Genomic DNA, 21,639 nt, shown 5'->3' with positions numbered 1-21,639 from the left:
AGCGGGCCACACGTCACGACGTCGGCAAGACGGCCAAACGCGCTGAGTCGATCAAGGAACACCAAGCCTGCCGAGGATAAACGCCAAGCTAAGTGCGGGGCCCCTCCGCAGCCTGAACGGAAGGGCCTCTGCCCTGGTGCTTCTCTGTGCCCCCGGCAGGATTCGAACCTGCGACACCCGCTTTAGGAGAGCGGTGCTCTATCCCCTGAGCTACGAAGGCGGGCCTTGCGGAAAACGTGGCTGAATACTCTGAGTGACTATTTGCCACGGTCTCGGCAAGACTGAGGACCGCCACCGAGGTGGCGGTCCTGACAGAGTAGCGGATCGGGGTGGGGTGGTGGGCTGGGGCTGATGCCTCAGCCGGATTCATGATCGGCGGGGTTTGCCTTCGTCAGTGAGGCCGGTGGTCTCGGGGTCTGCATCGGCATAGGTGGGGTCCTCCTTGTAGCGGGCGGCGCTGGTGGCGTTCTGGGCGAGGAGGAAGCCGAGGACGACGAGGCTTTGGGCTTCGGCGCCGAAGGCGATCATGCGGCGGTTCCACAGGGAGCGGTCGAACTGGGAGAAGCCGGCTTCGGTGTCTTCGCGGCCGCCGTAGATGGTCTGGTGGACGGCGGTGTCGTCGGGGATCTGCAGGAGGTGCTCGGCGCGGTGGAAGCCGGTTTCGGTGTCGCTTTGTCCTTCGTCGCGTTCGCCGGGGGTGGTGGTGATGCCGACGGGTTCGCGGTGTTCGCGGGGGCCGCGGGGGCCGGGGACGGTGAGCAGGTGGTACCAGCGGTGGGTGTGGGTGCTGGCGCGGCGTTCGAGTTTGCGGACGGGCAGGGGGATGAGGGTGCTGGTGCCGTTGTCGAGGTAGGCGCGTTCGTGGACGCGGCCGCCTTGGGACCACAGTTCGTGGCGGCAGCGGCGGTAGCTGAGGGTGCGGATGTAGCGGGGCCTGGTGCCTTTGTGTTGTTTGTTGATCAGGAGGCGGCCGCGGCGGGCGATGACGTCGCGGTGCATGCCGCGGAAGGCGCCGTCGTAGAGGACGCCCATGCAGCCGTCGGCGGCTTCCAGGATGCTGCAGGCCAGGTCGAGGGCGACGGCGGCTTCGCCGCCTTCCTGGTCGTGGGGGACGTGGGCGTAGTTGAGGAAGACGCGGCGGAAGTAGCCGCGGTGGCGGGTGGAGAAGACGACGAACTTGGTGCCCAGGACCATCGCTTCGTCGCTCTCGCTGCCCTCCGTGTTCTGGCCGGGGTCCTCGTTCGCGGGTGACTGGTCCGGGGCGTTGCCGGTGCGGTCGGCGCCGCCTTCCTTTTGCCAGGAGGAGGCGGGGTCGACGCGGTGGCGGCGGATCTCGCCGGTGGTCGTATCTTCGCTGTAGGGCTGGGTGGACAGGGTGGGGGATTTGGCGACGGTGCCGTCGCCGGCGATGAGCTGGTGGCGTTGCGGGCTGCTCCAGCAGCGGCGTGCGTCGCTGGGCAGCAGGCCCTGGCGCAGGGCCTGGGTGAGGGCGAGGTCGGTGAAGGTGGCGTTGAGTTCTTCCAGGCGGGGGACGAGGAGTTTGCGCTGGGCGTGCTGCCACTGGTGGCGGGAGGGCCCGGTTTTGGGCAGGCGTTTGGCTTCGTCCGTGCCCAGGTGGTGGGCGACGCCTTTGCGGATCTTCTTCCAGATGGTTGTGTCTTGCAGGTCGCCGGCGCAGTAGCGGGCGGAGCCGTGGATGCCGCGCAGGGCGAGGAAGAGGACGTAGACGTACGGCGGGTACTCGGGCGGTCGGCCCCGGCGCGGTCCGGGGGATAGTTCGAGGATGGCGGCGAGCCGGTACAGGTCCTCGAAGCGGGCCACGTCCTTGACGCGGCGGGAGGAGGTGCGCAGGTCGGTTTCGCAGGCGCGGCGGGCGGTCTTCTTGCGCTGTGTGCGCGGTACGCGGTCGCCGAAGAGGTCGTCAGGCATGCGGGATGTCTCCGTTCGGTGCGGTGTCCGGGTTGGTGGTGTGCTGCCAGTCGTGGCCGATGAGGGCGGCGGTGCTGTCGAGGGAGGTCATGCCGAGGTGGCGGGCGGCGGCTTCGATGCGGTGGGTGCGGGTGAAGGTCTCCCAGCCCGCGTACGCGGTGATGGAGGCGGGGCGCACGGCCGGGTCGGCGCCGAGGCCGATGCGGTTGATCAGGTCGCGCAGGGCGACGCAGACGCGGGCCTGGATCTGTTCGTCGGTGCCGTTGCGGGACGAGACCGCCAGCCGCAGGCGGCGGACGTCCTGGCCGGGTGGTGCGGTGGCTTGGACGTGGTGGGTGCGGGCGGCCAGGACCTGGAGGCCCCAGGCGTCCAGCGGGCACCAGCGGGGCCGGGTCTTGGTCGAGCCGTGCATCCACACCCGAGCCATGGTGAGGTCGAGGTCGGCGGGGGTGATGTGGCCGATCTCGCCGCTGAAGCCGCCCGCCAGGGCCAAAGCCACGGCGGCGGCGTGGCGGGTGGGGCGGTCGGTGAACTCCGCCGCCAGGCGCAGTTCGACCGTCTCGGCCTCGTCCAGCGGGCGGGTCTCGCCGACGGTGCGCGCCGGCAGGTCGATGTCCCGGGTGGGGTCGGTATCGGTCAGGCCGAGCCAGCGGGCGGTGGTGAAGCACATCCGCAGCACGCTGCGGCGCAGGTGCCGAGTGGACAGCGAGGCCGGTGCGATGTGCCCGTGGCGGGTGCGGCCGTGCGCGTCGACGAACTGTGTGGCCAGGGCCGTATCGAGGTCGCAGAGCAGCGGAGCGCCGCGCGCGGTGGCGAACGCCTCGAAACGGTGGAGGAGTTGGCCGAACCGGCCGAGGGTCTGCTCGGACATCTCGCCGCGCGCGGCCAGGTCCTGCCAGGCCGTCAGGACCTGGCTGATGGCGGCCGTGAGGGTGATCTCATCGGCCATGACCGACGCCCGCCGTCGGTGCGGCCGTCGGGCCGGGCCCAGCAGGCGGCGGGGCGGGCGGGTCTGGGATGTCGGGCATGCTTCCGCTTCCACACGGGCGGTGCGAACATGCACCACCGTGGGGAGGGTTGCGAGTGCCCGCAACACGAGGGCGCCGAAGCGGTGAAAGGCTCGCCCGTTCGGTGTGCGCCCTGACGTTTGCTCAGCGCGCTGGGCGGAGGGGGGTGTTGGGCATGGGTGCTGGTTCCCTTCGGGCGAGGGATGTCATGCTGGCCGGTGCGGGGTGGATGGCGAGGGGATTGAACCCTCCGCGTGCGGGTCCAGAAGCCATACGCGGACACCAGCCGCCACCCCCGGGTGCGCCGGCTGTCAGGAGGGCGGTGTGAGGGCGCCGCGCAGGCTGAGCAGGACGCCTTCGAGGAAGGCCGCGTACCGGGCGTCGGGCAGGGCCTGCACTTCCTGTCGGGTCAGCCCGAGCAGGGTGGTGCCCGCGGCGCCTTCGGCCAGATCCTCACCCGGCTCCCGCTCCTGTTGGCGCTGCGGTGGCACTGGTGGCTCCGCCTTCGCTTCCTGCGTCGTGTCCTTGCCTGGCCCGGAGCAGGGAGCGGCCGCGGGCGGCACGCCGTCGGGGGACGCGAGGTGGATGCGCAGTTGTTCGTCGCGGACCAGGACCAGGCCGATCACGAGCCACTCCACCAGGTACATGCCGCGCAACGGCACCCCGGGCAGGCCCGCGCGCAGCCGCTTCGCCAACTGCTCCTGCGGCAGGGGGCCGTCGGCCAGGAGTCGGGTTGCCGCCTCGCCGGACCAGTGCGCCTGCAGCAGAGGGCGCAGCACCAGCCGCGCCCGGGCGGAGTCCTTGGGCCACAGCTGGGCGAACGCCCGCCCGTGGTCGGTGACCGCGTACCGGCCGCGCGCGGCCCGCACCAGCCCCACGTCCGACAGGAAGCCCATGCAGTCGCCGACGGTGGCGGGGCTGTTTCCGGCGTGCTGCGCGAGCCGGCTGCGCTGCACGTCGTCTGTGTGCTCGGTCAGGAAGGCGAGCCCGAGAATGATGTTGATCTGCTGGGCAGGACTGGAGCGGCCGCTGGGCAGCGTCCGGCGCGGCGGCGCGGCGCCCGCGTCCGGCTGCCCCTCCTGCCGGCCGGGTGCCCCCCTGCCCGCGTGCCAGGGCGTACTGGAATTCGGATGCGAAAAGAAAGACACGGTGAGCCCATTTCCCGGCCCAAGAGCGGGCCGAATTTTCTCCGGGCTCTCGCGCGCACGCCGAATGGCGCATAGAATGACGGCGATGCGTGCGTGAGCCCAGAAAACTGCGCGTCCCAGTGCCGCCGAACTAGGCCTCGGCGGCACTTGCGCGTGTACCTCTAACGTGCTGTGTTGGATATGGCGTCCGCTACGTATCACCGCCCTCGGCGCCCGGCGGGATTCCGTACACACCGCGTACGACCCTGGCCAGTGCTCCCGTCCGTACCAGTTCGGTCAGCTCCGGGCCCAGCCCGCTGAGCTTGATGTCCGGGCGTACGGCGCTCAGGTGCGCCGCGATCTCCCACCTCTGCACGCCGCGCTCCTGCCCGCGTACGAAGGCGAGGATCTCCTGGGCGAGCGTCGGCCGCGCCCGGCCCGAGTCCGGGGCTTGCTCAGCATCCGGGGCGGAGGGTGGTTCCGGCACGTCATCGGGCATCTGCGCGGCGTCGGGCAGCAGTTCCTCGGCGCCGTGTGTCACCCGCTGGGACACCTCCGCCCGCGTTCTCGCGGAGTCGAACCCGCTCTGCGCCGCCGCCATCTCCTCCTGGGCCCGGGCGAGGCGGTCCTTCGCCGCAGCAAGCCGCTCCTGGTCATCGGACGCCAGTGACCTCAGTTCGGTCAGGACGGCCCGCGCTCCACGTGACTGCACGAAAGAACCTCCCCTCAATTCCCGGATCCGGAATCCGCAATGAGCGTATCCAGCAACACCTCAGCCGGTAGGGCTTCTCCTGAAATACCCCCGCCACAGCCACAGAGAAAAGAGGGGGATAAATTCGAACGGAATCCGAAAGGAGGAACTCAGTCATCGACATTCAGTGATACCCCGCACATCCCACACTCCTGGCCTGCGCTTTCTTTCCGAGACCTCAGTTACCCAGCGTCAGTGACCTGCGTGCAGAACGGGAGGGGGCGCACAGGAGTGAAATGACCCCGCAAGACAGAAAGGGGCCGGGGCCATCCCCCTCATCCGCGGCCCGACGCGAGGGCTTGGCGGCGCCCGGCGGCCGCTCAAAGGTGCGACGGAGGTGATGCGTCGGTGCGGGTGAGTGCCATCCTGCCGCGAATGGTGTATTTGGTGTATGTATGCACCGATCGATGAGAGTGGGCGCCCCGGCGTCCGGCAGCGAGGACCGGCGGCATACGGGCGCGTGGGATGATCCAGGCATGCCCCGGAGCAGTAACGACAAGGTGCCGCGCGACTACGTCGCTTCAGGTATCTGGCCGCACGCCGCTCTCGCCCCCGACGCTCCCGTCAGCGCCCACTACGGCCAGGCCCTCGCCCGCAACATCGAACGCGCCCTCGCCTCCACCGGGCAGAGCCTGAGGATGCTGGCCGAGGCCACGGGAATCACCCACTCCACCATCAGTCGGGTCGTCAACGGAAGGGTGCTGCCCGACCTCGGTACCCTCGCCCGCCTGGAGGCCGCCCTTGGTTTCCAGATCTGGCCCGGCCTTGCCGCGCTGCCCCACTCCTTCTCCGCAGACTGACAGCGACTGTGCCGCCTGAAAGGGTGGCCCGTCCCTCGCTTGCCCGCCTGGGCGCGCGCGGCACCTGGAGTCGCCCCTACGCTCGCGGCATGTGCATGTATGCACCGCACGGGTGCGGTGACTGCGACGTCCTGCTGGCCTGCTTCGACCCCGCCCACCGCATTGCGCTGACCCGCCCCGAGACGCTGGGCGACGGCCGGCCGTCGACCTTGCCCGCCATCCGGCGCCGGACGAGCGAGCCGCATCGGCAGACCGCGGCTCGCCTCGCCCGGGCGATGGCCCCTGCCGGTGCGCTCCGTTTCGGCAAGGTCACCGGCCGGATTCCCGCTGTTGCGCCGGACGCACGGCGTCAACTGCGTGCGGAGCGCCGCCTGTTCACCGCGCATGTTCCCGCGCCCGGCGATCTGCATCCGCCGTGGGACGGCGTGCAACTGGTGTGGGTTCCGTACGGCGAGGCCGCCGCCCAGGTCGCGCACCTGGCGATCGCGGACCTCGACGCCTTCCTGCAGGGCTACGTGGAGGGCTGGATCCCGGACGGATGGATCACGCTGGGCTGAGCTCCGCAGCGCGTGCCGTCCGGGCCCGCCGCGGGTCGGTCCCTGAGGGCGGCAGGCCTTCTGAACGGCTGGCTTGGGAGGGCGGAGGTCTCCCCGTCACCTGATCTCCCCCGGCGGCGTGCGCGACCTGACAGCCAGGGCCGACGGGACCTGGCAAAGGGCCGACCGGCCCTCGCACAGGCCGCCACGCACCCGATATGCAGAAGTGAAGCGAAAGGCTCCACACCGTGGCCTGTCGTCCGAATGTCGGAGCAGGGGTTGAGCGGTGTGAGCGGAAAGGGAGTTGCCATGCCCGGCATACTCGAATGGCGCCCGCCGACGCTGCCTGATCTGTTCGACTGGTTCGAGACTGGTCTGGGCGGGTTCCCCGCCTGGCGGGGTGTGGCTGGCGCGCACGGTATCCGTATCGAGGAGCAGGTCACCGACGAGGGGTACTGCCTGCGCGCGGAGCTGCCCGGCCTCGATGAGGACAAGGACATCCAGCTCGACATCACCCACGGCGTGCTCAGCCTGCGAGCCGAGCGCAGCGAGGAGACCAAGGGGCGGCACCACAGCGAGTTCCGCTACGGCACCTTCGCCCGCTCGGTCCGCCTGCCGCAGGGTGCGCAGGAGGATCAGGTGAAGGCCGAGTACAAGGACAGGATCCTCGCCGTCACCGTGCCGATCGCCGGCGCGGAGAAGGCCCCGGTCACCCGGATCGAGGTCCGCCGCGCCGAGTAGTCCCGCGCATCCCGTACGACCACCGGTGCGCGTGGGGCCGTGCATCCCCGCGCACCGTCTTTCCCCGCATGGCATGCAGGCCCGCAGCGGCCGTGCTGCCCCTCGGCGACCCGGGGAGGACACCATGCCCGAGCAGCAACCATGCCGACACCGATCCGGAGCCAGCCCGCTTTCCCTAATGGCGGCCACGGCTGCACTGGCGCTCTACGCGCTGCGACTGCGGCCGAGACTGCTGACCTGGGGCGCGACTCCGGGCGAGGTCACCCGCGCCTACCCCGGCGACGAGCTCTTCCCCGGCGCCGACGGCACCTCGACCATGGCCACCACCCTTCCCGCGCCACCCGAGAAGGTCTGGCCCTGGCTGGTGCAGATGGGATACGACCGCACAGGCTGGTACAGCTGGGACCGCCTGGACCGCTACGGAGAACCCAGCGAGGACCGCATCGTCCCCGAGTGGCAGAACCCGGAAGAGGGACAACGCCTGAAGACGACGCGGAACGGCCAGTCCTGGTTCACTGTGGCCCGTTTGGAGCCGAACCGGACCCTGGTGCTGCGCTCGGACCTGAGTCTGCCCTCCGGCCGCTCCTTCGACCCGCAGTCGGACCCTCTGGGAGGCCAACCGGAATACGCCAGAAACGTGCCGTAGGGCGTCAGCGCCTGTGATCTGAGGCTTGCGAGCCCGCTGACTGGCCACCCGTTCGGATGGTTTTCTGATGAGAGTCGCAATGCGCCGCCTGGAAGGCTTCTTCCCTGATCACGCGCTTGTGACGCGCTGTGCGGGCGTCGGCTGCGCGTGCTCCGTCCGGGTGAGCGGCCGGGATCGCAGGCCCGCCGCCGGGCCGTCGCCGACGGGAAGCGCGGCGCCCGCCGCGAAGCGTGGGGGAGCGAACTCGTCCACCCCGTGGCCGCCGTGGTCCGTTGCCACGGCGATCCCGCCAGCGACGACCCGCTGTATCTGCGCGAGGCCGACCAAGTTTCCAGGCCCCGGCGCGAGCTGCGCGACCTCGTGGAGCAACTGCGGCCGGACTACCGGGGCACCGACGAAACGCGCTGGTAAGGGCCTATGCCGAGGCCCATGGAGGTCGTTTCCCACGCTATCGCTCCCATTTTCCCGTATGGCTGGTCTGCAGCACATCGAGCCCGGTCTTGGCGATGAGACCCTGGATGAGGCGAGGGGGCTGGATCCGTTTCAGCCGCGTCTTCACCAACGTGGTGAGCTGGTCGAAAGTGTGTGTTTGGTGAGGTTGGCCAGCGACCTCTTCAGGTGCGACCACGCGCTCTCGACGGGGTCGAGCTCACTGGTACACAAGGCGGGCAGCGGTTTCCTGCCCAGCCCTCCAGGCCGTACCTGACCATGTGCGGCGGCCGGATCAGTGACCGGAGGCGGGCCGGTCGTTGATGAAGGAGTGCAGCAGGGCGTTGACGAGGTCGGGACGGGTGGCGAAGGCAAAGTGGTCGGCGCCGGGGAGTTCTGCCAGACGGGCGTGCGGGATGGTCTGGCGCAGGTGTAGGGAGACTCCGGAGGGGACTTCCTGGCCTCTGGTGCTGCTCATCAGCAGTGTGGGAACGGTGATGGCGGTCAGCAGGTGGCGGTCGTCGTCTCGTGAGATGTTGTCGAAGAAGCCGAGCAGTGTCTCCACGCCTGCGTTGTAGCTCATCTGGCGGAACCAGGAGCCGAGCTCCGTGGCGCGGGCGGTGTCGACGTCGGCGAAGACCAGGCCTGGGTCGAGGACCGCGTCGGTGATTCCCTTGATTCCATGGTCGCGGGCGGCATCGGTGAAGTGGGCGATGGCGGCGTCGTCGAAACCGTGTGGCCAGTCGTCGCTGCGGCGGAACTTGGGGGAGCCGTTGAGGACGGCGAGCTTGCCCAGCAGCTCCGGGTGCTGAGCGGCGAACCGTAGTGCGACGTGCCCTGCCGAGGCGAAGCCGACCACGGTGGGTCGGTCCAGGCGGAGGTGAGTGATGAGGGCCGCGAGGTCGGCGGTGTACAGGGCGGTGACGCTGTCCACGTCTGGGGGCAGCTTGTCGGAGGCTCCGTAGCCGCGCAGGTCGAGGAAGACGTTGCGGGCGTGGGGGTCGAAGAACTCCTGCTGGGCGGCCCAGGAGCGGGAGTCCAGGGGGAGGCCGTGCACCCAGACGATGGGCCGGCTGCCCGCACCGGTCTCGTAGAAGGCGATCCTGCCTCCCTCTACGTCGAGGAGGCGGGCCTGGTCGAAGCTGAGCGGAGGCATGGTGGCGTGCTCCTGGCGTCGGGCGGGAGGTGCCGGGTGTGGCACCTCCCGCTGCGGGTGGTCACAGTCCGGTCGGGTAGGTGACGTTGTCCAGGCCGGGCACGGTCACCTTGGCCGGGTTGTTGTCGGCGGCGACGAGCTGGCTGACGGCGTAGTCCGTGACGGAGCCGGACAGCAGCTGACGCGGGTCCTCCATGACCATCCGCAGGCGGGTGGTCATGGCGCGCCAGTCGTCGGGGCTGTGGATGACGGGCATCTCGCTGATCTCGGTGACGGACGGGTCGGAGATGTCGGGGACGGCGAGGCGGCCGGGGGCGTAGCGGGGCAGTCCGGGGAACATCAGGTCGCCCAGTTCGACGGTGGCGCGGGTGTTGGACCAGATCTGGCGCAGGGGCTGCTCCAGGGCTGCCACCTTCGACAGGTCTCCGTCCAGCGGGGTGGTGAAGGTGGGGGCGTGGGGCGCCATGTAGAGGCGTTCGAGGGGGAGCTGGTAGCCGGACGCGCCCAGGAGCATGGTGGCGACGCTGGAGGTGTTCCAGGTGACACCGGCGGTGGGGCGACCCTGCTTGCCGGCGATGACCACCATGGCCCGGTTCCAGTCGATCTGCTGCTCGCGGAACCAGTGGATGATGCGGCGGGAGATGTCCAGTCCGGTGAGGAAGAACGTGGCGATCATCATGTGGTTGACGGTTCCGTGCCCCTCGGCCGTGCCCTTTTCCAGGTAGTCGGTGCGCAGCGCGGTGGCGTTGAGGCGGGTTTCGTCCTCCAGGGCCGCGCTGAGGAAGCGGTCGGTGACGGCGAAGGTGTAGTCGGCCATGTCGGCGATGGCCTGCTCGCGGCCGCGGTAGGTCTCGACGGCGATGGTGTCGCGCCACAGTTCGGCACTGTTGGCCTCGCGGCTGCGCCGCACCTCGGTCAGCAGCCGCTCTGTCTCGCTGCGCCAGCCGGGATCCGCGTACTTCTCCCGTAGCTGTACGAGAGTGGCGACGGCGGGGCCGAGGTGGGAGACGCCGGCGAGTTCCTTGAAGCCCTTGGTGGAGAAGCGGAAGCCCTCGACCGTGGGGGGCTTGCCACCGCCGGGGTAGAGCGCGAAGTCGGTACCGGTGGCGACGATCAGGGGTGCGTCGGCCGTGTCGGCGGCGGCGGTACGGGTCAGGTGGGAGCCGATGCTGGTGGGCCCAGCCGTGTAGGTGGTGAACAGGTCGACGAGTTCGGGGCTTTCGTTGGCGGCCATGGCGGTTCCTTGTCGTGGAGCGGTGCGGAGCGGAGGGGCGGGGTTCAGGGTGTGAAGCGGTAGAGGACGGTGCGGGCGGCGAAGCGCACGTCGGCGGTGAGACTGTGGGAGACCGCGATCAGCAGTCCTTCCTCGTCGTCGTGGATGACGGCGACGTCGGTGGCGCCCGTGGTGGGGAAGGTCTCCGTGCGCACCAGCTGCCCGTCGCGCCACTGGTAGATCTCGGAGTCGAGGTCGGTGGTCGGGTCGGCCGGAGTGCCCAGGACGAAGTTCACGCGCACGACGTACAAGGTCCCGTCCGGGGCCGGCACGATGGCGAACTCGCGTGCTCCCAGCCCGTGCAGCGTCTGATGGACGACGAAGCGGGAGCCGTCCCAGCGCAGCAGCTGCGACTCGCTCTGCAGCCGGGCCACCAGCAGGAAGAAGTCGCCGTCGATGGCGAAGTGCACGAACGCGCGGCCGTGCCGGTCGGCCAGCTCCTGGTGGGGCTGGAACTTCTCTCCGTCGAAGCGGTAGAGCACCGACGGACCGACGTGCTCCGCGTGTGCCAGGAAGTGCTGGCCGTCGACTGCGAAGGCATGCCAGTTGTAGGCCCACTGGGAGTCGATGTCCTGGAAGTGGACGAAACGTTCACCGTCCCAGACGAATATCGGGGAGGGCAGGTTGTCGTCCTCCTGCCCGGGGATGACCACCCCCTGGGCCAAGGCCAGGAAGTGACGGTCCTCGATCGTGAAGTGCTTCCACTGCTTGGCGGCGAAGCTGTCGAAGGACTGGAACTCGACGAAGGAGCTGCCGCCCCATTCGAGGACACGTGAGGTGGCGGCGAACTGATAAGGGCCTTTACCGGTACGGATGCTTGCCACGGCGAGGAAGGAGCGGTCGCCGATGCGGAAGAACTCCGCGTCCTCGCCGCCCGGCAACGACACGCGTTGGAACGGCTCGTACCCCTGGTCGCCTCGCTTGAGCAGCAGCAGGTCGGTGTCGCTGTCTCCCCCGTTCATGTCCACCGGGGTGTCTGGCACGTCGTAGGCGAGCTGGGGAATGGCGAGCAGACGCAGGCCGTCCAGGTCGAAGGGCTCCACGCCACGGGCGCCCGAGGTGGGGATGGACTGGAACTCGGTGAGGTGTGTGCTGGGCATGGTTGTCGGGCCTCTCCGCCGGAGTACGGGTGGTGGGTGCGTTGACCAGGGCGCGGTCGGTGTCGACGCGTCGCTCCCGGGGCTGCCGTGGGCCGGGTCAACCGGGAAGGTCCGCCGACGGCAGGGCGAAGTTGTTGTCGAAGACGTGGTCGGTGTCGTAGCGCGACTTGAGGAGCACGAGCCGGTCCAGCACCGCCCCGGGGAAGGCGTCCTGCAACTGCTGTCGTCCGGTGCCCGTTTCGAAGCTCAGGTAGAGCCCGTTCAGGTGCGGGTGAAGCCTTTCCCACTGCCGGTCCAGGTTCCTGCGCCCCGCCGGCACGGTGGCGGCCATCAGCGAGAAGTTCTGCGTGCGGTGCGCGTAGGCCGTCGCTGTCGAGGGCGTGTCGTTGACCGCTCCGCCGACGGACCGCAGCTGCACCATGGGCGCCCCTCCGGCCATCAGTACCGATGTGATGGCCGCGGCGGCGGGGTCGGTGAGGTGCTCCAGCAGCCCGGACCGCGACACCGTGAGCGGCTGCTGCGCGTACTGCGCCGCGTGCGTGGCCGGCAGCAGCTGGTGGTACGGAGTGACGAAGGCCTGGTTCCGCAGCACGGGTCCGGCGGACAGCACGGGTGCGAGCGCCTCCCGCGCCCCCTCGGTGCCCGCCCCCGCGTGCACGGTCATCGCCTGGGCAATGGGCTTTCCACCGGGGCCCGCCATGAGCGTCAGGAAGCTGGTGACCGTTCGGGGCGCCGCCTCCACGGCGGCCCCCCACCGGGTCAGGAACGCCGCTGTGTCCCCGGCGTCGAACGTGGTGACCGCGGCGATCACGTCGCCCACCGGCTCGGCCTGGAACTCGAACGCCGTCGCGACCCCGAAGTTGGCTCCCGCGCCGCGCACCGCCCAGAACAGGTCCGGGTCGTGTTCGGCGTCGGTTCGCACGAGGGAGCCGTCCGCCAGAACGAGTTCGGCGGTGCGCATATGGTCGATGGTCAGGCCGTGCAGGCGGGACATGAGGCCGATACCGCCGGTGGTGGCCAGCCCGCCGACCCCGACATCCCCGGTGTCTCCGGAGGACAGGGCCAGACCGTGGGGCGCGAGCTGGGCGGCGACGTCTCCCCAGCGTGCTCCCGCTTCCACACGTACCAGCCCGGATCGGGCGTCGAGCACCTGCACGGCGCTCAGTTCGGAGAGGTCGACGACGATGCCGCCGTCGTTGGTGGAGCGGCCGCTGATGCCGTGGCCGCCGCTGCGCACGGTCAGGGGAAGCCGTGCGGTGCTGGCGTGGGCCAGGGCGGCTGCGATGTCCTCGTGATCGCGGACGCGTATCACGGCGGCCGGTGCCCCGGTGCGGGTGTAGGTGTGCCGCACGTTGTCGTAATCGCTGTCGCCCGGCCGGATCGCGACCGCGGCGAGACTGTCGGGGAGGGGCAGCCGAGAGGCCGGCGGTGAGCTGTCGATGGTGCGCATGGATGCCTCCGCGGTCTCCGTACGGGGACGGGGATCCGCACGTTTCCTTTACTGGGGCGGGGGTCCTACTGGGGTGGCGTGGTCCGCACGCCATGGGCGCGGGTGATCAGGTACTGCAGCGAGGCGTCGGCGTACGGGCCGCTGCGGGCGATGAGCCGGCCCGCGTGCCTGCCGAGGTCCTCGGCGCTGAACCAGCCGGGGTTGTCCGCGCCGATCGCGGCCCGTGGACGGGTACGGATGGGGCCGATGATGAGCTCGTACACGCGCGGGCCCGCACTGTTCAGTTCCGCGTCCAGCGAGCGCACTAGCGACTTCTTCGCCGCGTTGGTGGCTCCCACGAGGGCGGCGAACGGATAGGGGATGTCCGCGCTGAAACCGCTCAGATGCACCAGCGCTCCCTTTCGGGACAGCAGTGGGGTGAGCGCACGCAGCGCGTGGAAATGGCTCGTCAGGTTGGAGGCGATCATTTCCTCCCACTCACGGTCGGAGATGTCGAGGATGCCGGTGCGTTCCGGGCTGCCCCAGTCGCCGATCGAGACGACGGCGCCGTCGAGCGCGCCGTGAGGCGACAGCTGTGCGCGTACCTTCTTGCTGTCGGCATCGCCGACATTGACGGTCCGGGTGATCAGGGTGCCGGGCTGCCCGGCTTCCCTGACGTAGTCGGCGAGACCGGCCAGTCGTTCCTCGCTGCGACCGGTGGCCACGACGGTGGCTCCCTGGCGAAGCAGCGCGAGGGTCATTCCCTCACCGATGCCACCGGTCGCGCCCGCCACCAGAACGGTCCGCCCGGACAGCAGCCGGTCCTCCTGTATGTCGCTCATGGGGCGATCTCCTCTCTGCGTGGCGGGCCGAGACCCGCTATGGGGTGGGTATGGATGGGTGCGGTGACTGGCCGGTACTCGTGGGTGCTCGCGTCGACAGCCTCAGGCGGCTGCGGCGGTGCGCTTGCCCAGTTCGACGGCGTTGCCGTAGGAGCGGGCGCTCATGGCCATGGCCGGGACGTTCTCCTGCATCAGGCGCATGCGGTGCGGGGCGTCGTGGTACTTGGGGTCGAGCTGGAACTCGGCGGCCAGGGAGAACCAGGTCACCGGGACGACACCGGCCTGGACCATGCGCTGCACCGCCGCGTTGTGGGCCTCGAGCGAAGGGCTGGCGGAGGCGTCGACCGCCACGTGCACGCGGTAGCCCTCGCGCAGGCCGCCGAGCACGGTCTGCAGCACGCACCCGTCGGTGGCGATGCCGCCGATCACCAGGTTCTCCCGGCCCTCCGCCCGGACCGCCTCGGCGAACGACTCGTCCAGGAAGGAGTTGAAGTCGACCGCGCGCTCGATGACCGGTTGGTCACCGATGGCCTCCAGCAGCTCCGGGTACAGCGGGCCGGACGGCTTGCTGGACTGGCCGTTGGTCACCACCAGGCCGCTCTCGTACCACTTCGCGGTCTTCGCCAGGCCCACGACGTTGTTGATGTGCTCCGCCAGGTCATGGGAGCGCAGCAGGTTCGCGAAACCGACGGCGTAGTCGACGAGAACGACGGTGGTGTTGGCCGGGGTGAGGGTCTCAGGTGCCATGACTGGCCTTCTTTCTCTTGTGGTGAACGGTGGCGACGGTTCGGCTGCTGAGCAGACCGAGCTATCCGATTCGTTGATGACCGCTTGGTCATTAGTGAAGGTAGTACTTCGGGCTTCTAATGTCCAGGTGGCCACTTAGAGAGTTTTGCTGGCTCGGGGTAAATGGGATGGATCGGCATAATTAGGCAGGCTAGGCTCGCGCGCCTAATGACCAATGGGTCAGCGCATTAGTAACCTTGTGTACGCTTACGGGATGGACACGCCACCCACGAACCCCGCCGACCAGGACGCTGCTCCGGTCAAGAAGCGCAGGCGGGACCCGGAAGCAAGCCGGGCCGCGATCCTCGAAGCCGCCCGGGCCGCCTTCGCCGAGCGCGGCTACGCCAAGACGACCGTCCGCGACGTCGCGCGCCGAGCCGGAGTGACCCACGGCCTGGTCCTGCGGCACTTCACATCCAAGGAACAGTTGTTCCTCGCCGCGGTCCCCAGCCCCCGCACGCTCATGGCGGAAGTGGCCGGCGACACCAAGACCTTGCCGACGCGCATCGCCCGGTCCTACGTCCGGCGCATGGCCGAGAGCGGAGGCAGCGACCCGTTCGTGGCCATGTTGCGTGCGGTGGCCTCTGAGGAGGAGACCGCCAAGCGGTTGTTCACCGCGATGCAGCAGGACAGTCTGGAGATGTACCGGCAGGTGATTCCCGGCCCCGAACTGGAGGAGCGTGTGGCGTCTGTGGGCGCCTATCTCATTGGGGTGACGTTCTCCCGGTACGTCTTCAGGAGCGGACCGCTGGCCGAGATGTCGGACGAACAGCTCGTCCGGCACCTCATCCCCAACCTGCGCAGCATTCTGCTGGACTGATGACGGGTACCGCCTGAGCACCTTCGCCGCCAGAGCGTCTTCGGTGTCCGGCTCCGGTCGGCCCTTGCTGCCCTGTCGCCTCGGCGAGGCGAGCGCGAAGGGCCGTCGACGTTGCGGTCAGTGGTCCTCGAGCGGGTTGGCCACCAGCGCGTCCCAGTCGAGACCGGTGAGTTCCTCGCCGGGCGGGACCAGGTCGTATGTCTCGAAAAGCCAGTCCTCCACCCGGTGCAGGTCCAGTTCGAACAGCACCCGCATGCCGCAACGCTCCAGGCGCAGGCGCAGCATCGGCCGACCTCTGCTGATCCTCGGCCAGACCCGCACGTCCCCGATCCCCGTCGGCGCCAGCAGGCCGTCGTGGAGAAGGTCACGGCCGATCTTCCAGGTGACGGGAGGCCCGATTTTCGGGCGGAAGGTGACCGAGGCGATAAGAGGATCATTGCGATCGAAACGGAACTCGGCTCGGAGGGGACTCCGTTGGGAGTCCCAAACGATCCGGAAGATCTGCAGTGACAGGGGGGCCACCCCGTTCGAATTCGGCCCTGGGGGCCAGGGGCCAGGCAGGTTCTCCACCATGGGTTCGACTCTCTGGTGCGATTTCTTCTACGGAATGCTTCCTGCGGTACCACCGCCCTCTCTCGGACACGCCCCTGACGCGTACACACTGGGCCCTGGGACGGCCCGGGGCCCTGCGGACGCGACGGTGACGGTGAGGGTCAAGCAGTAGTGACGGTCAGTCGGTGCCGAGCGCCGAGCGCCGTGCGCAGGGTGCTGATCGCCTGGGTGATCGCGGCCTCGGCGGCGTGGGTGTCGCGCAGGGCGTTGAGCATGACGAAGTCGTGGATGATGCCCAAGGCGCCGCGTCCGGCCGCGGGGAGTCTGGGGCGCGGCCACGGAGAATGTGGGGTGCGGCCTGGGGCGGCCCTGTCGGCCGGGCCGCCCGGCAAGGGTCAGGAACCGCTGTGGAGGTCGGCGTAGAGGAAGCGGTTGGCCTGGTCGACGGCCGCCTTGGCGGCGTTGGTGTTGGCGAGGGCGTTGAGCATGGCGAAGTCGTGGATGGTGCCCTCGTAGCGGACGGCGGTGACGTCGTTGCCCGCGGCGCGGAGCTTGGCTGCGTATGCCTCGCCCTCGTCGCGCAGCACGTCCGCCTCGGCGGTGATGACCAGGGCCTTGGGCAGGCCCTTGAGCTGGTTGAGGTCGGCGCGCAGCGGGGAGGCCAGGATCTGCTTGCGGTCCTTGGCGTTCGGGGCGTAGGCGTCCCAGAACCACTTCATGGCCTTGCGGGTCAGCCAGGGACCGTCGGCGTACTGCCGGTAGGACGGGGTGGTGAAGTTGGCGTCGGTGACGGGGTAGAAGAGCATCTGCCCGCTCAGCTTCGGTCCGCTGCGCTGCTTGGCCATGAGCGTGACGGCAGCCGCCATGTTGCCGCCGACGCTGTCACCGGCGACGGCGACCTTTGAGCCGTCGACGTTGATCTCGCTGCCGTGCTCGGCGACCCACTTGGTGGCGGCGTACACCTGCTCGATGGCAATGGGGTAGCGGGCCTCGGGCGAGGGCGTGTAGTCGACGAAGATGACGGCGGCGCGGGCACCGTTGGCGATCTGCCGGACCAGCCGGTCGTGGGTGTTCTCGTTGCCCAGGACCCAGCCGCCGCCGTGGATGTACATCACGGCGGGCAGCTTGCCGCTCACACCCGTCGGCCGGACTATGCGGATGGTCACCTTGCCGGTGGGGCCGACGTTGATGGTGCGGTGGGTGATGTCGGCCGGGGGCTTGGCGACGGGCCCGGATTGGGCACTGTCCAGGGCCTTGCGGGCGTCGGCGTAGGACAGGGTGTAGATCGGCGGGTTCTGCGCGGCGGCGCCGGCGAAAGTCTGGGCGTCCTTCTCCAGGACCACGCCCTGGTGCGTGGCGGACGAGGATGGGGTGGCGGAGGCGGTGGCGTTGATGCTGATCGTGACCGCGGTGACAAGTGCGACGGCGGCGACGGCCGCCTTGCGGCTGATGCGAACACGGGTGGTGGACATGGAGAACTCCTGGTGCGGTGGTGATGAAGAGGGCGGTGGTATGGAGGGCGCCCTGACCCGCCCCGCCGGTCGGACGGCAGGTCAGGGCACCGGGCTTGCGCACCCTGGCCACGAGGTGGCCACGGTGCCGGTTCAGTGCGGTCAGGCGGTGCGGAAGGCGGTGTGCAGGGTTGCGACGGCCTGGTTGATGGCGGCCTCGGCGGCGTGCGTCTCGCGCAGGGCGTTGAGCATCACGAAGTCGTGGATGATGCCCTGGTAGCGGACCGCGGTGACCGGGACGCCTGCCTGGCGGAGCTTGTTGGCGTAGGCCTCGCCCTCGTCGCGCAGGACGTCCGCCTCGCCGGTGATGACCAGGGCCGGCGGCAGCCCGGCGAGCTGCTCGGTGGAGGCGCGCAGCGGGGAGGCGGTGATCTCGGCGCGCTGCTGCTCGTCGGTCGTGTACTGGTTCCAGAACCACTGCATGGCGTCGCGGCGCAGGAAGTAGCCCTCGGCGAACTGGTGGTACGAGCCGGTGTCGAAGGCGGCGTCGGTGACCGGGTAGAACAGCACCTGCTGGACCAGCGGTACGTCGCCGCGCTCCTTGGCCACGAGGGTCAGCGCGGCGGTCATGTTGCCGCCGACCGAATCGCCGGCGACGGCCAGGCGGGAACCGTCCAGGCCCTTGGACACACCCTGCCCCACGACCCACTGCGCGACCGCGTAGTTCTGCTCGATGGCGACCGGGTAACGGGCCTCGGGGGAGAGGTCGTACTCGGGGAAGACGACCGCGGCGTTCGCGCCCGCGGCGAGTTCGCGCACCAGGCGGTCGTGCGTGTGGGCGTTGCCGAACACCCAGCCCGCACCGTGGATGTAGAGGATCACCGGCAGCGTCCCCTCGACGCCGGCGGGCCTGATGATGCGCGCCCGGACACTGCCCGTCGGCCCGCCCGGGACGGTGATCCACTCCTCGTCGATCGCGGGCTTTTCGATCTCGCCGGACTGCACCTCGTCGACCGCCTTGCGGCCCTCGACCGGACCGAGATCGAACAGGTACGGCGGATTGGCGGTCGCCTCCGCGAAGGCAGCCGCAGCGGGCTCCAGGACCGGCTGAACCGGCTCGACGGCATCGGACATGTCAATCTCCTGGGGTTGGGTTGGTACACCGGCCCTTGCGGCGACATGACACGGATCATGCGCAGATTCCCCGGTGTGCGTTGATCGTCACGCTAAGACCTCTGCCTGGGCGGTGATTGATGGCGAGCGCACCGCTGCTTGTTCTTCGGCGAACGGCAGGTGTCGCCGACCGTCACCCGCCGTTGAGCGGTTCTGCTCCGCCGACCAGCCGTCCGTCCCCGGCCGCGAGACGGTCGGCGCATGTACTCCTGCCGGCGTCTTTTACAGGACGACCACTGGATCATGCGGGGCGCGACGGATGGCGTCCCGCCAGGTGGTGTAGGGGATCAAGACACCGGAATCCGCAGGCCAAGGACGGTTGCTGCGCCCGATCGGTTGTCCGACTCGCTTTACCGGGACGCTTCGTGGGCTGCGGCCTCCAAGCAGATCGTCATGGGCCTCGAACCGGAACGCGTAGCGCTTGATCCCCTACACCACGTCGTGGAACGTCGTGGGACACGGCCGCGCGACGTTCCACCGGCTGCACCTGCTGCTGGACAAGCACGCGGCAAGGCAGAACTCGTCGGCACGCTCAGTGGGTTCAGGTTCCAGGCGTCCGTCGCGGTCGGTGATCCGGCACGCCTCCGAGGTCACGCCGATCCGGGGCGGCACAGCTCACAGCTGCTGTTTACCCAGAGGTGGCCGCGCCGGTGCGCGGCCTGTCGAGGCGGGAGCCGGCGGGGGCCCGTCATGCCCCCAGCACCTCGCCGGGAGCTGTATGCCCTCCTGGCGTGGCTCTTTTCCGCCCCTCAGCGAGCAGGAGCGGCAGTGTGCGCCGCCTGCCATTGGCTCGGGGACATGCCGTAGGCGGCCCGGAACGCCCGGGTGAAATGGGCGGGATGGGGGAATCCCCAACGCTGTGCGATCGCCGACACGCTGGGAGCGGATCGCCCGACGCGGTGGAGTTCCTCGCGGCATTTCTCCAGGCGACGCTGCTTGATCCAGCGGCTCACGGTCGTGGCTTCGCCCTGGAACAGTTTCTGCAGGTAGCGCACGGAGATCTGGTGGGCGCTCGCGATCGCCCCCGGTGTCAGGTCAGGGTCGGCGAGGTGCTCTTCGATGAACGTTTTGATCCGCAGGAGCAGCGCATGGGAAGCGTCAGGTTCGGCGCTCCCGTCCCCGTCATGGCCGAGCTGCCCGGCGAAGAGACTCGCGAGGAGGTTCATGGCGTGGCCCGCGAGCCGCTCGCCCACCTCGGGTCCGCAGTCCGCCGCTTGCGTGGCGAGCCCGGAAAGGAAGCACGAGACCAGCGCGCCCAGCCCCTGGTCTCCGCGGACGGTCGTGCAGGTGATCCGTCCCAGTTCGGCGCTGCTCAGCCCCACGGCATGGCGCGGGACGACAAAGTACACGGTTCGCCCCTCGGACCGCAGCTCGTACGGACGGGCGGCCTCGAAAAACGTGAAGTCTCCCGCCCGGAGGACCGCTTTCCTTCTGTCCTGGGCGAGTGTCCCCGGTCCGCCGCACTGAAGGGCGATGGCCAGGTGCTCCTTCCTGCCACCCGCCGTCAAGCTCGGCCCGCCGACCGCCTGATCCGCCGCGCCGTCCACCGTGAAGACTTCCACATAGGCGAGGCGGCCGGTCGTCGCGCCGCTGCCGGGGCCACTGGTCAAGACATCCATGGTCCGCCCTCTGCTGGATCACAGACGGCACGTGTGCCCGCCTTTTGCAGTCCCTTGCTCCGGCATGTCGGGCAGCGGCCGCCCCAGGGCAGGCAGGCTGCTGCGTTCCTGCCACTCGCGCGGCGACATCCCGTAGGCCGCGCGGAACGCCCGGCTGAAGTGGGCCAGGTGGGTGAAACCCCAGCGTCGTGCGACCGAGCTCACCGTGGGGGTGCGGGGGCCACGGGGGTCCAGCTCGCGGCGGCACTCCTCGAGCCTGCGCCGCAGGATCCACCGGCTCACGGTCATGCCTTCGCCTTCGAAGAGCTTGTGCAGATAGCGCGTGGAGATGCCGTGCGCCCGGGCGATCGACTCGGGCGACAGGCCGGGATGGGCCAGGTTGCGGTTGATGAAGAACCGGATCCGCAGAAGCAGGGCGCGCTGGGCGGTCTCGGCGTCGATCCTGTCGTGACCGAGTCGTTCGGCACACAGCGTGGCCAGCAGGTCTGTCACGTTGCGTGCGAGCTGTTCGCCGACCTCCGCGGTGTGCGCTGCGGCGGTATCGGCAAGGCGCGACAGGAACGGAGACAGGAGCCGTGCCAGTCCTTCGTCACCGCGGATGACCCCTCCGGTGAGGCTGTGCAGATCCGAATCCGGCACGAGCAGGGCAGGCCTCGGCAGCATGACCGACACGATCTCGACCGGCTCCGTATACACCGATGCGTACGGGCCGTACGAGGTCAGGATGACCATGTCGCCCGGTCGCATTGCGCCCTCCTGCCCGCTGTCCTGTGCCACCACCCTCGGCGTTCCGCGGCGCTGCAGGCCGACGAGCACGTATTCCTCGGGATCATGTGAGAACAGGCGGTGAGTGCGGCTGACATGAGCGGGACCTGACAGCACCGTGTTGATCCGCAGAGGACCGAGCTGGTTACTGGCGATGGAGGCCGAAAACGGTCTCGGCCCTTCGAGGAAGTTCATGTTGTGACGGAAGTGCGTCTGCATCACGAGGTCAGCGAAGAAGGCGTGCCGGTCTCGTGGTGTTACCTGGTCCGTGGAGACGATGACGGTCATGGTGACTCCCTCGAATCCTTTCTGCCATGGAAGAGTGCGCGCAGGCCCAGCTCGCGGGACCGCCGCGATGTCTGCGGTCGTTGCCACCTGCACCGGTGCGGCACGTACTCCGCATCTGCAGAGTCGGTCGCGTCCCGCTTCGTGGTGTAAGCGACCTTGCTCGACGCGTTCCGGTAAGCCGCGCGTCGGCCACCCCACCGGACACGGCGCCCGGATCGCACAGCGGCTGACCAGCCGTCAGACCATGCGCGGCCCCGAACCGCGCCGATGACCTGCGGATTCCGGCGCCTTGATCCGCTACACCACTTGGCGGGACGCCACCGCAGAGTCACCGCCCGACCGACTGTGTGGCGCACGAGGCCGCCCCGTCCGCTGGTCGCCCATGTCGCGATGGGCCGCGTGGTGCGCGACGGCCGACC

General features: G+C 69.5%; 22 protein-coding genes, 1 tRNA gene and 1 pseudogene. 6 read left to right on the top strand and 18 right to left on the bottom strand.

The window, feature by feature from the left end:
- Nucleotides 1–147: 147 nt before the first annotated feature.
- The 5 genes from F3T56_RS18770 to F3T56_RS18750 form a co-directional block, all read right to left on the bottom strand.
- Nucleotides 148–220 (bottom strand) — tRNA-Arg (locus F3T56_RS18770).
- A 146-nt stretch (nt 221–366) separates the two neighbouring features.
- Complete coding sequence (locus tag F3T56_RS18765) at nt 367–1,929, bottom strand: hypothetical protein (protein WP_149826326.1); 1,563 nt, start codon at nt 1,927–1,929, stop codon at nt 367–369.
- Complete coding sequence (locus F3T56_RS18760; protein WP_149826325.1) at nt 1,922–2,878, bottom strand: integrase; 957 nt, start codon at nt 2,876–2,878, stop codon at nt 1,922–1,924. Before F3T56_RS18760 ends, F3T56_RS18765 begins: the two co-directional genes overlap by 8 nt.
- A gap of 369 nt (nt 2,879–3,247) precedes the next feature.
- Entirely contained in the window at nt 3,248–4,084 is an 837-nt protein-coding gene (locus tag F3T56_RS18755; RefSeq protein WP_149826324.1) for a hypothetical protein, read from the bottom strand.
- Nucleotides 4,085–4,274: 190 nt separating this feature from the next.
- Complete coding sequence (locus F3T56_RS18750) at nt 4,275–4,775, bottom strand: hypothetical protein (protein WP_149826323.1); 501 nt, start codon at nt 4,773–4,775, stop codon at nt 4,275–4,277.
- A 515-nt stretch (nt 4,776–5,290) separates the two neighbouring features.
- On the opposite strand from F3T56_RS18750, the gene F3T56_RS18745 reads away from it, so the two are divergent.
- The 5 genes from F3T56_RS18745 to F3T56_RS18725 all read left to right on the top strand — a co-directional run bounded on the left by F3T56_RS18745 (nt 5,291) and on the right by F3T56_RS18725 (nt 7,948).
- Nucleotides 5,291–5,614 carry a helix-turn-helix domain-containing protein gene (locus F3T56_RS18745; RefSeq protein WP_172639010.1) on the top strand — a complete coding sequence of 108 codons (324 nt, stop codon included), beginning with the start codon at nt 5,291–5,293 and terminating at the stop codon, nt 5,612–5,614.
- 89 nt (nt 5,615–5,703) lie between these two features.
- The gene (locus F3T56_RS18740; RefSeq protein WP_149826321.1) at nt 5,704–6,171 is read left to right on the top strand and encodes a hypothetical protein; all 468 of its coding nucleotides are present in this window, start codon (nt 5,704–5,706) and stop codon (nt 6,169–6,171) included.
- Nucleotides 6,172–6,459: 288 nt separating this feature from the next.
- A complete protein-coding gene (locus F3T56_RS18735; protein WP_149826320.1) occupies nt 6,460–6,891 on the top strand; it encodes an Hsp20/alpha crystallin family protein in 432 nt (143 codons plus the stop codon).
- 178 nt (nt 6,892–7,069) lie between these two features.
- On the top strand, nt 7,070–7,537 hold the full coding sequence (locus tag F3T56_RS18730) for a hypothetical protein (RefSeq protein WP_216372972.1): 468 nt from the start codon (nt 7,070–7,072) through the stop codon (nt 7,535–7,537).
- 147 nt (nt 7,538–7,684) lie between these two features.
- A complete protein-coding gene (locus F3T56_RS18725) occupies nt 7,685–7,948 on the top strand; it encodes a hypothetical protein (RefSeq protein WP_149826319.1) in 264 nt (87 codons plus the stop codon).
- A 37-nt stretch (nt 7,949–7,985) separates the two neighbouring features.
- On the opposite strand, the pseudogene F3T56_RS50085 reads toward F3T56_RS18725, so the two are convergent.
- The 7 genes and pseudogenes from F3T56_RS50085 to F3T56_RS18690 form a co-directional block, all read right to left on the bottom strand.
- A pseudogene (locus tag F3T56_RS50085) lies at nt 7,986–8,188 on the bottom strand (hypothetical protein); the annotation flags it as partial.
- Nucleotides 8,189–8,261: 73 nt separating this feature from the next.
- Nucleotides 8,262–9,122 (bottom strand): alpha/beta fold hydrolase, encoded by an 861-nt coding sequence (locus F3T56_RS18715; RefSeq protein ID WP_149826318.1) that lies wholly within the window; start codon nt 9,120–9,122, stop codon nt 8,262–8,264.
- 61 nt (nt 9,123–9,183) lie between these two features.
- On the bottom strand, nt 9,184–10,356 hold the full coding sequence (locus F3T56_RS18710; RefSeq protein ID WP_149826317.1) for a DUF5624 domain-containing protein: 1,173 nt from the start codon (nt 10,354–10,356) through the stop codon (nt 9,184–9,186).
- 44 nt (nt 10,357–10,400) lie between these two features.
- Entirely contained in the window at nt 10,401–11,495 is a 1,095-nt protein-coding gene (locus tag F3T56_RS18705; protein ID WP_149826316.1) for a hypothetical protein, read from the bottom strand.
- A 97-nt stretch (nt 11,496–11,592) separates the two neighbouring features.
- Nucleotides 11,593–12,945: an FAD-binding oxidoreductase gene (locus F3T56_RS18700; RefSeq protein ID WP_149826315.1), complete on the bottom strand. Its 1,353-nt coding sequence runs from the start codon at nt 12,943–12,945 to the stop codon at nt 11,593–11,595.
- A 65-nt stretch (nt 12,946–13,010) separates the two neighbouring features.
- On the bottom strand, nt 13,011–13,766 hold the full coding sequence (locus F3T56_RS18695; protein WP_149826314.1) for an SDR family NAD(P)-dependent oxidoreductase: 756 nt from the start codon (nt 13,764–13,766) through the stop codon (nt 13,011–13,013).
- A gap of 102 nt (nt 13,767–13,868) precedes the next feature.
- The gene (locus F3T56_RS18690; RefSeq protein ID WP_149826313.1) at nt 13,869–14,513 is read right to left on the bottom strand and encodes an isochorismatase family protein; all 645 of its coding nucleotides are present in this window, start codon (nt 14,511–14,513) and stop codon (nt 13,869–13,871) included.
- Nucleotides 14,514–14,766: 253 nt separating this feature from the next.
- On the opposite strand from F3T56_RS18690, the gene F3T56_RS18685 reads away from it, so the two are divergent.
- On the top strand, nt 14,767–15,372 hold the full coding sequence (locus F3T56_RS18685; RefSeq protein WP_149826312.1) for a TetR/AcrR family transcriptional regulator: 606 nt from the start codon (nt 14,767–14,769) through the stop codon (nt 15,370–15,372).
- Between the two features lie 117 nt (nt 15,373–15,489).
- Here the strand turns inward: F3T56_RS18685 and F3T56_RS18680 are convergent, their stop codons facing one another.
- The 6 genes from F3T56_RS18680 to F3T56_RS18660 form a co-directional block, all read right to left on the bottom strand.
- Entirely contained in the window at nt 15,490–15,945 is a 456-nt protein-coding gene (locus F3T56_RS18680) for an SsgA family sporulation/cell division regulator (RefSeq protein WP_149826311.1), read from the bottom strand.
- Nucleotides 15,946–16,085: 140 nt separating this feature from the next.
- Complete coding sequence (locus tag F3T56_RS46210; protein ID WP_172639002.1) at nt 16,086–16,223, bottom strand: hypothetical protein; 138 nt, start codon at nt 16,221–16,223, stop codon at nt 16,086–16,088.
- Between the two features lie 96 nt (nt 16,224–16,319).
- Nucleotides 16,320–17,396 carry an alpha/beta hydrolase gene (locus tag F3T56_RS18675; protein WP_149826310.1) on the bottom strand — a complete coding sequence of 359 codons (1,077 nt, stop codon included), beginning with the start codon at nt 17,394–17,396 and terminating at the stop codon, nt 16,320–16,322.
- Between the two features lie 141 nt (nt 17,397–17,537).
- The gene (locus tag F3T56_RS18670) at nt 17,538–18,509 is read right to left on the bottom strand and encodes an alpha/beta hydrolase (protein WP_149826309.1); all 972 of its coding nucleotides are present in this window, start codon (nt 18,507–18,509) and stop codon (nt 17,538–17,540) included.
- A 788-nt stretch (nt 18,510–19,297) separates the two neighbouring features.
- Nucleotides 19,298–20,158 carry a helix-turn-helix domain-containing protein gene (locus F3T56_RS18665; protein ID WP_216372971.1) on the bottom strand — a complete coding sequence of 287 codons (861 nt, stop codon included), beginning with the start codon at nt 20,156–20,158 and terminating at the stop codon, nt 19,298–19,300.
- 27 nt (nt 20,159–20,185) lie between these two features.
- Entirely contained in the window at nt 20,186–21,220 is a 1,035-nt protein-coding gene (locus F3T56_RS18660) for a helix-turn-helix domain-containing protein (RefSeq protein WP_149826307.1), read from the bottom strand.
- Nucleotides 21,221–21,639: the final 419 nt, after the last annotated feature.

Source organism: Streptomyces tailanensis (genome assembly GCF_008386495.1).
In the GTDB taxonomy this organism is placed as follows: Bacteria; Actinomycetota; Actinomycetes; order Streptomycetales; family Streptomycetaceae; genus Streptomyces; species Streptomyces tailanensis.
The sequence above is the reverse complement of the archived record's forward strand: the minus strand, read 5'-3'. Positions and strand labels throughout refer to the sequence as shown.

Coding starts and splice junctions, on each gene's coding strand:
- F3T56_RS18765 (WP_149826326.1), bottom strand. CDS start 1,929: ATGCCTGACGACCTCTTCGGCGACCGCGTACCGCGCACACAGCGCAAG.
- F3T56_RS18760 (WP_149826325.1), bottom strand. CDS start 2,878: ATGGCCGATGAGATCACCCTCACGGCCGCCATCAGCCAGGTCCTGACG.
- F3T56_RS18745 (WP_172639010.1), top strand. CDS start 5,291: ATGCCCCGGAGCAGTAACGACAAGGTGCCGCGCGACTACGTCGCTTCA.
- F3T56_RS18740 (WP_149826321.1), top strand. CDS start 5,704: ATGTGCATGTATGCACCGCACGGGTGCGGTGACTGCGACGTCCTGCTG.
- F3T56_RS18735 (WP_149826320.1), top strand. CDS start 6,460: ATGCCCGGCATACTCGAATGGCGCCCGCCGACGCTGCCTGATCTGTTC.
- F3T56_RS18730 (WP_216372972.1), top strand. CDS start 7,070: ATGGCGGCCACGGCTGCACTGGCGCTCTACGCGCTGCGACTGCGGCCG.
- F3T56_RS18715 (WP_149826318.1), bottom strand. CDS start 9,122: ATGCCTCCGCTCAGCTTCGACCAGGCCCGCCTCCTCGACGTAGAGGGA.
- F3T56_RS18710 (WP_149826317.1), bottom strand. CDS start 10,356: ATGGCCGCCAACGAAAGCCCCGAACTCGTCGACCTGTTCACCACCTAC.
- F3T56_RS18705 (WP_149826316.1), bottom strand. CDS start 11,495: ATGCCCAGCACACACCTCACCGAGTTCCAGTCCATCCCCACCTCGGGC.
- F3T56_RS18700 (WP_149826315.1), bottom strand. CDS start 12,945: ATGCGCACCATCGACAGCTCACCGCCGGCCTCTCGGCTGCCCCTCCCC.
- F3T56_RS18695 (WP_149826314.1), bottom strand. CDS start 13,766: ATGAGCGACATACAGGAGGACCGGCTGCTGTCCGGGCGGACCGTTCTG.
- F3T56_RS18690 (WP_149826313.1), bottom strand. CDS start 14,513: ATGGCACCTGAGACCCTCACCCCGGCCAACACCACCGTCGTTCTCGTC.
- F3T56_RS18685 (WP_149826312.1), top strand. CDS start 14,767: ATGGACACGCCACCCACGAACCCCGCCGACCAGGACGCTGCTCCGGTC.
- F3T56_RS18680 (WP_149826311.1), bottom strand. CDS start 15,945: ATGGTGGAGAACCTGCCTGGCCCCTGGCCCCCAGGGCCGAATTCGAAC.
- F3T56_RS18675 (WP_149826310.1), bottom strand. CDS start 17,396: ATGTCCACCACCCGTGTTCGCATCAGCCGCAAGGCGGCCGTCGCCGCC.
- F3T56_RS18670 (WP_149826309.1), bottom strand. CDS start 18,509: ATGTCCGATGCCGTCGAGCCGGTTCAGCCGGTCCTGGAGCCCGCTGCG.
- F3T56_RS18660 (WP_149826307.1), bottom strand. CDS start 21,220: ATGACCGTCATCGTCTCCACGGACCAGGTAACACCACGAGACCGGCAC.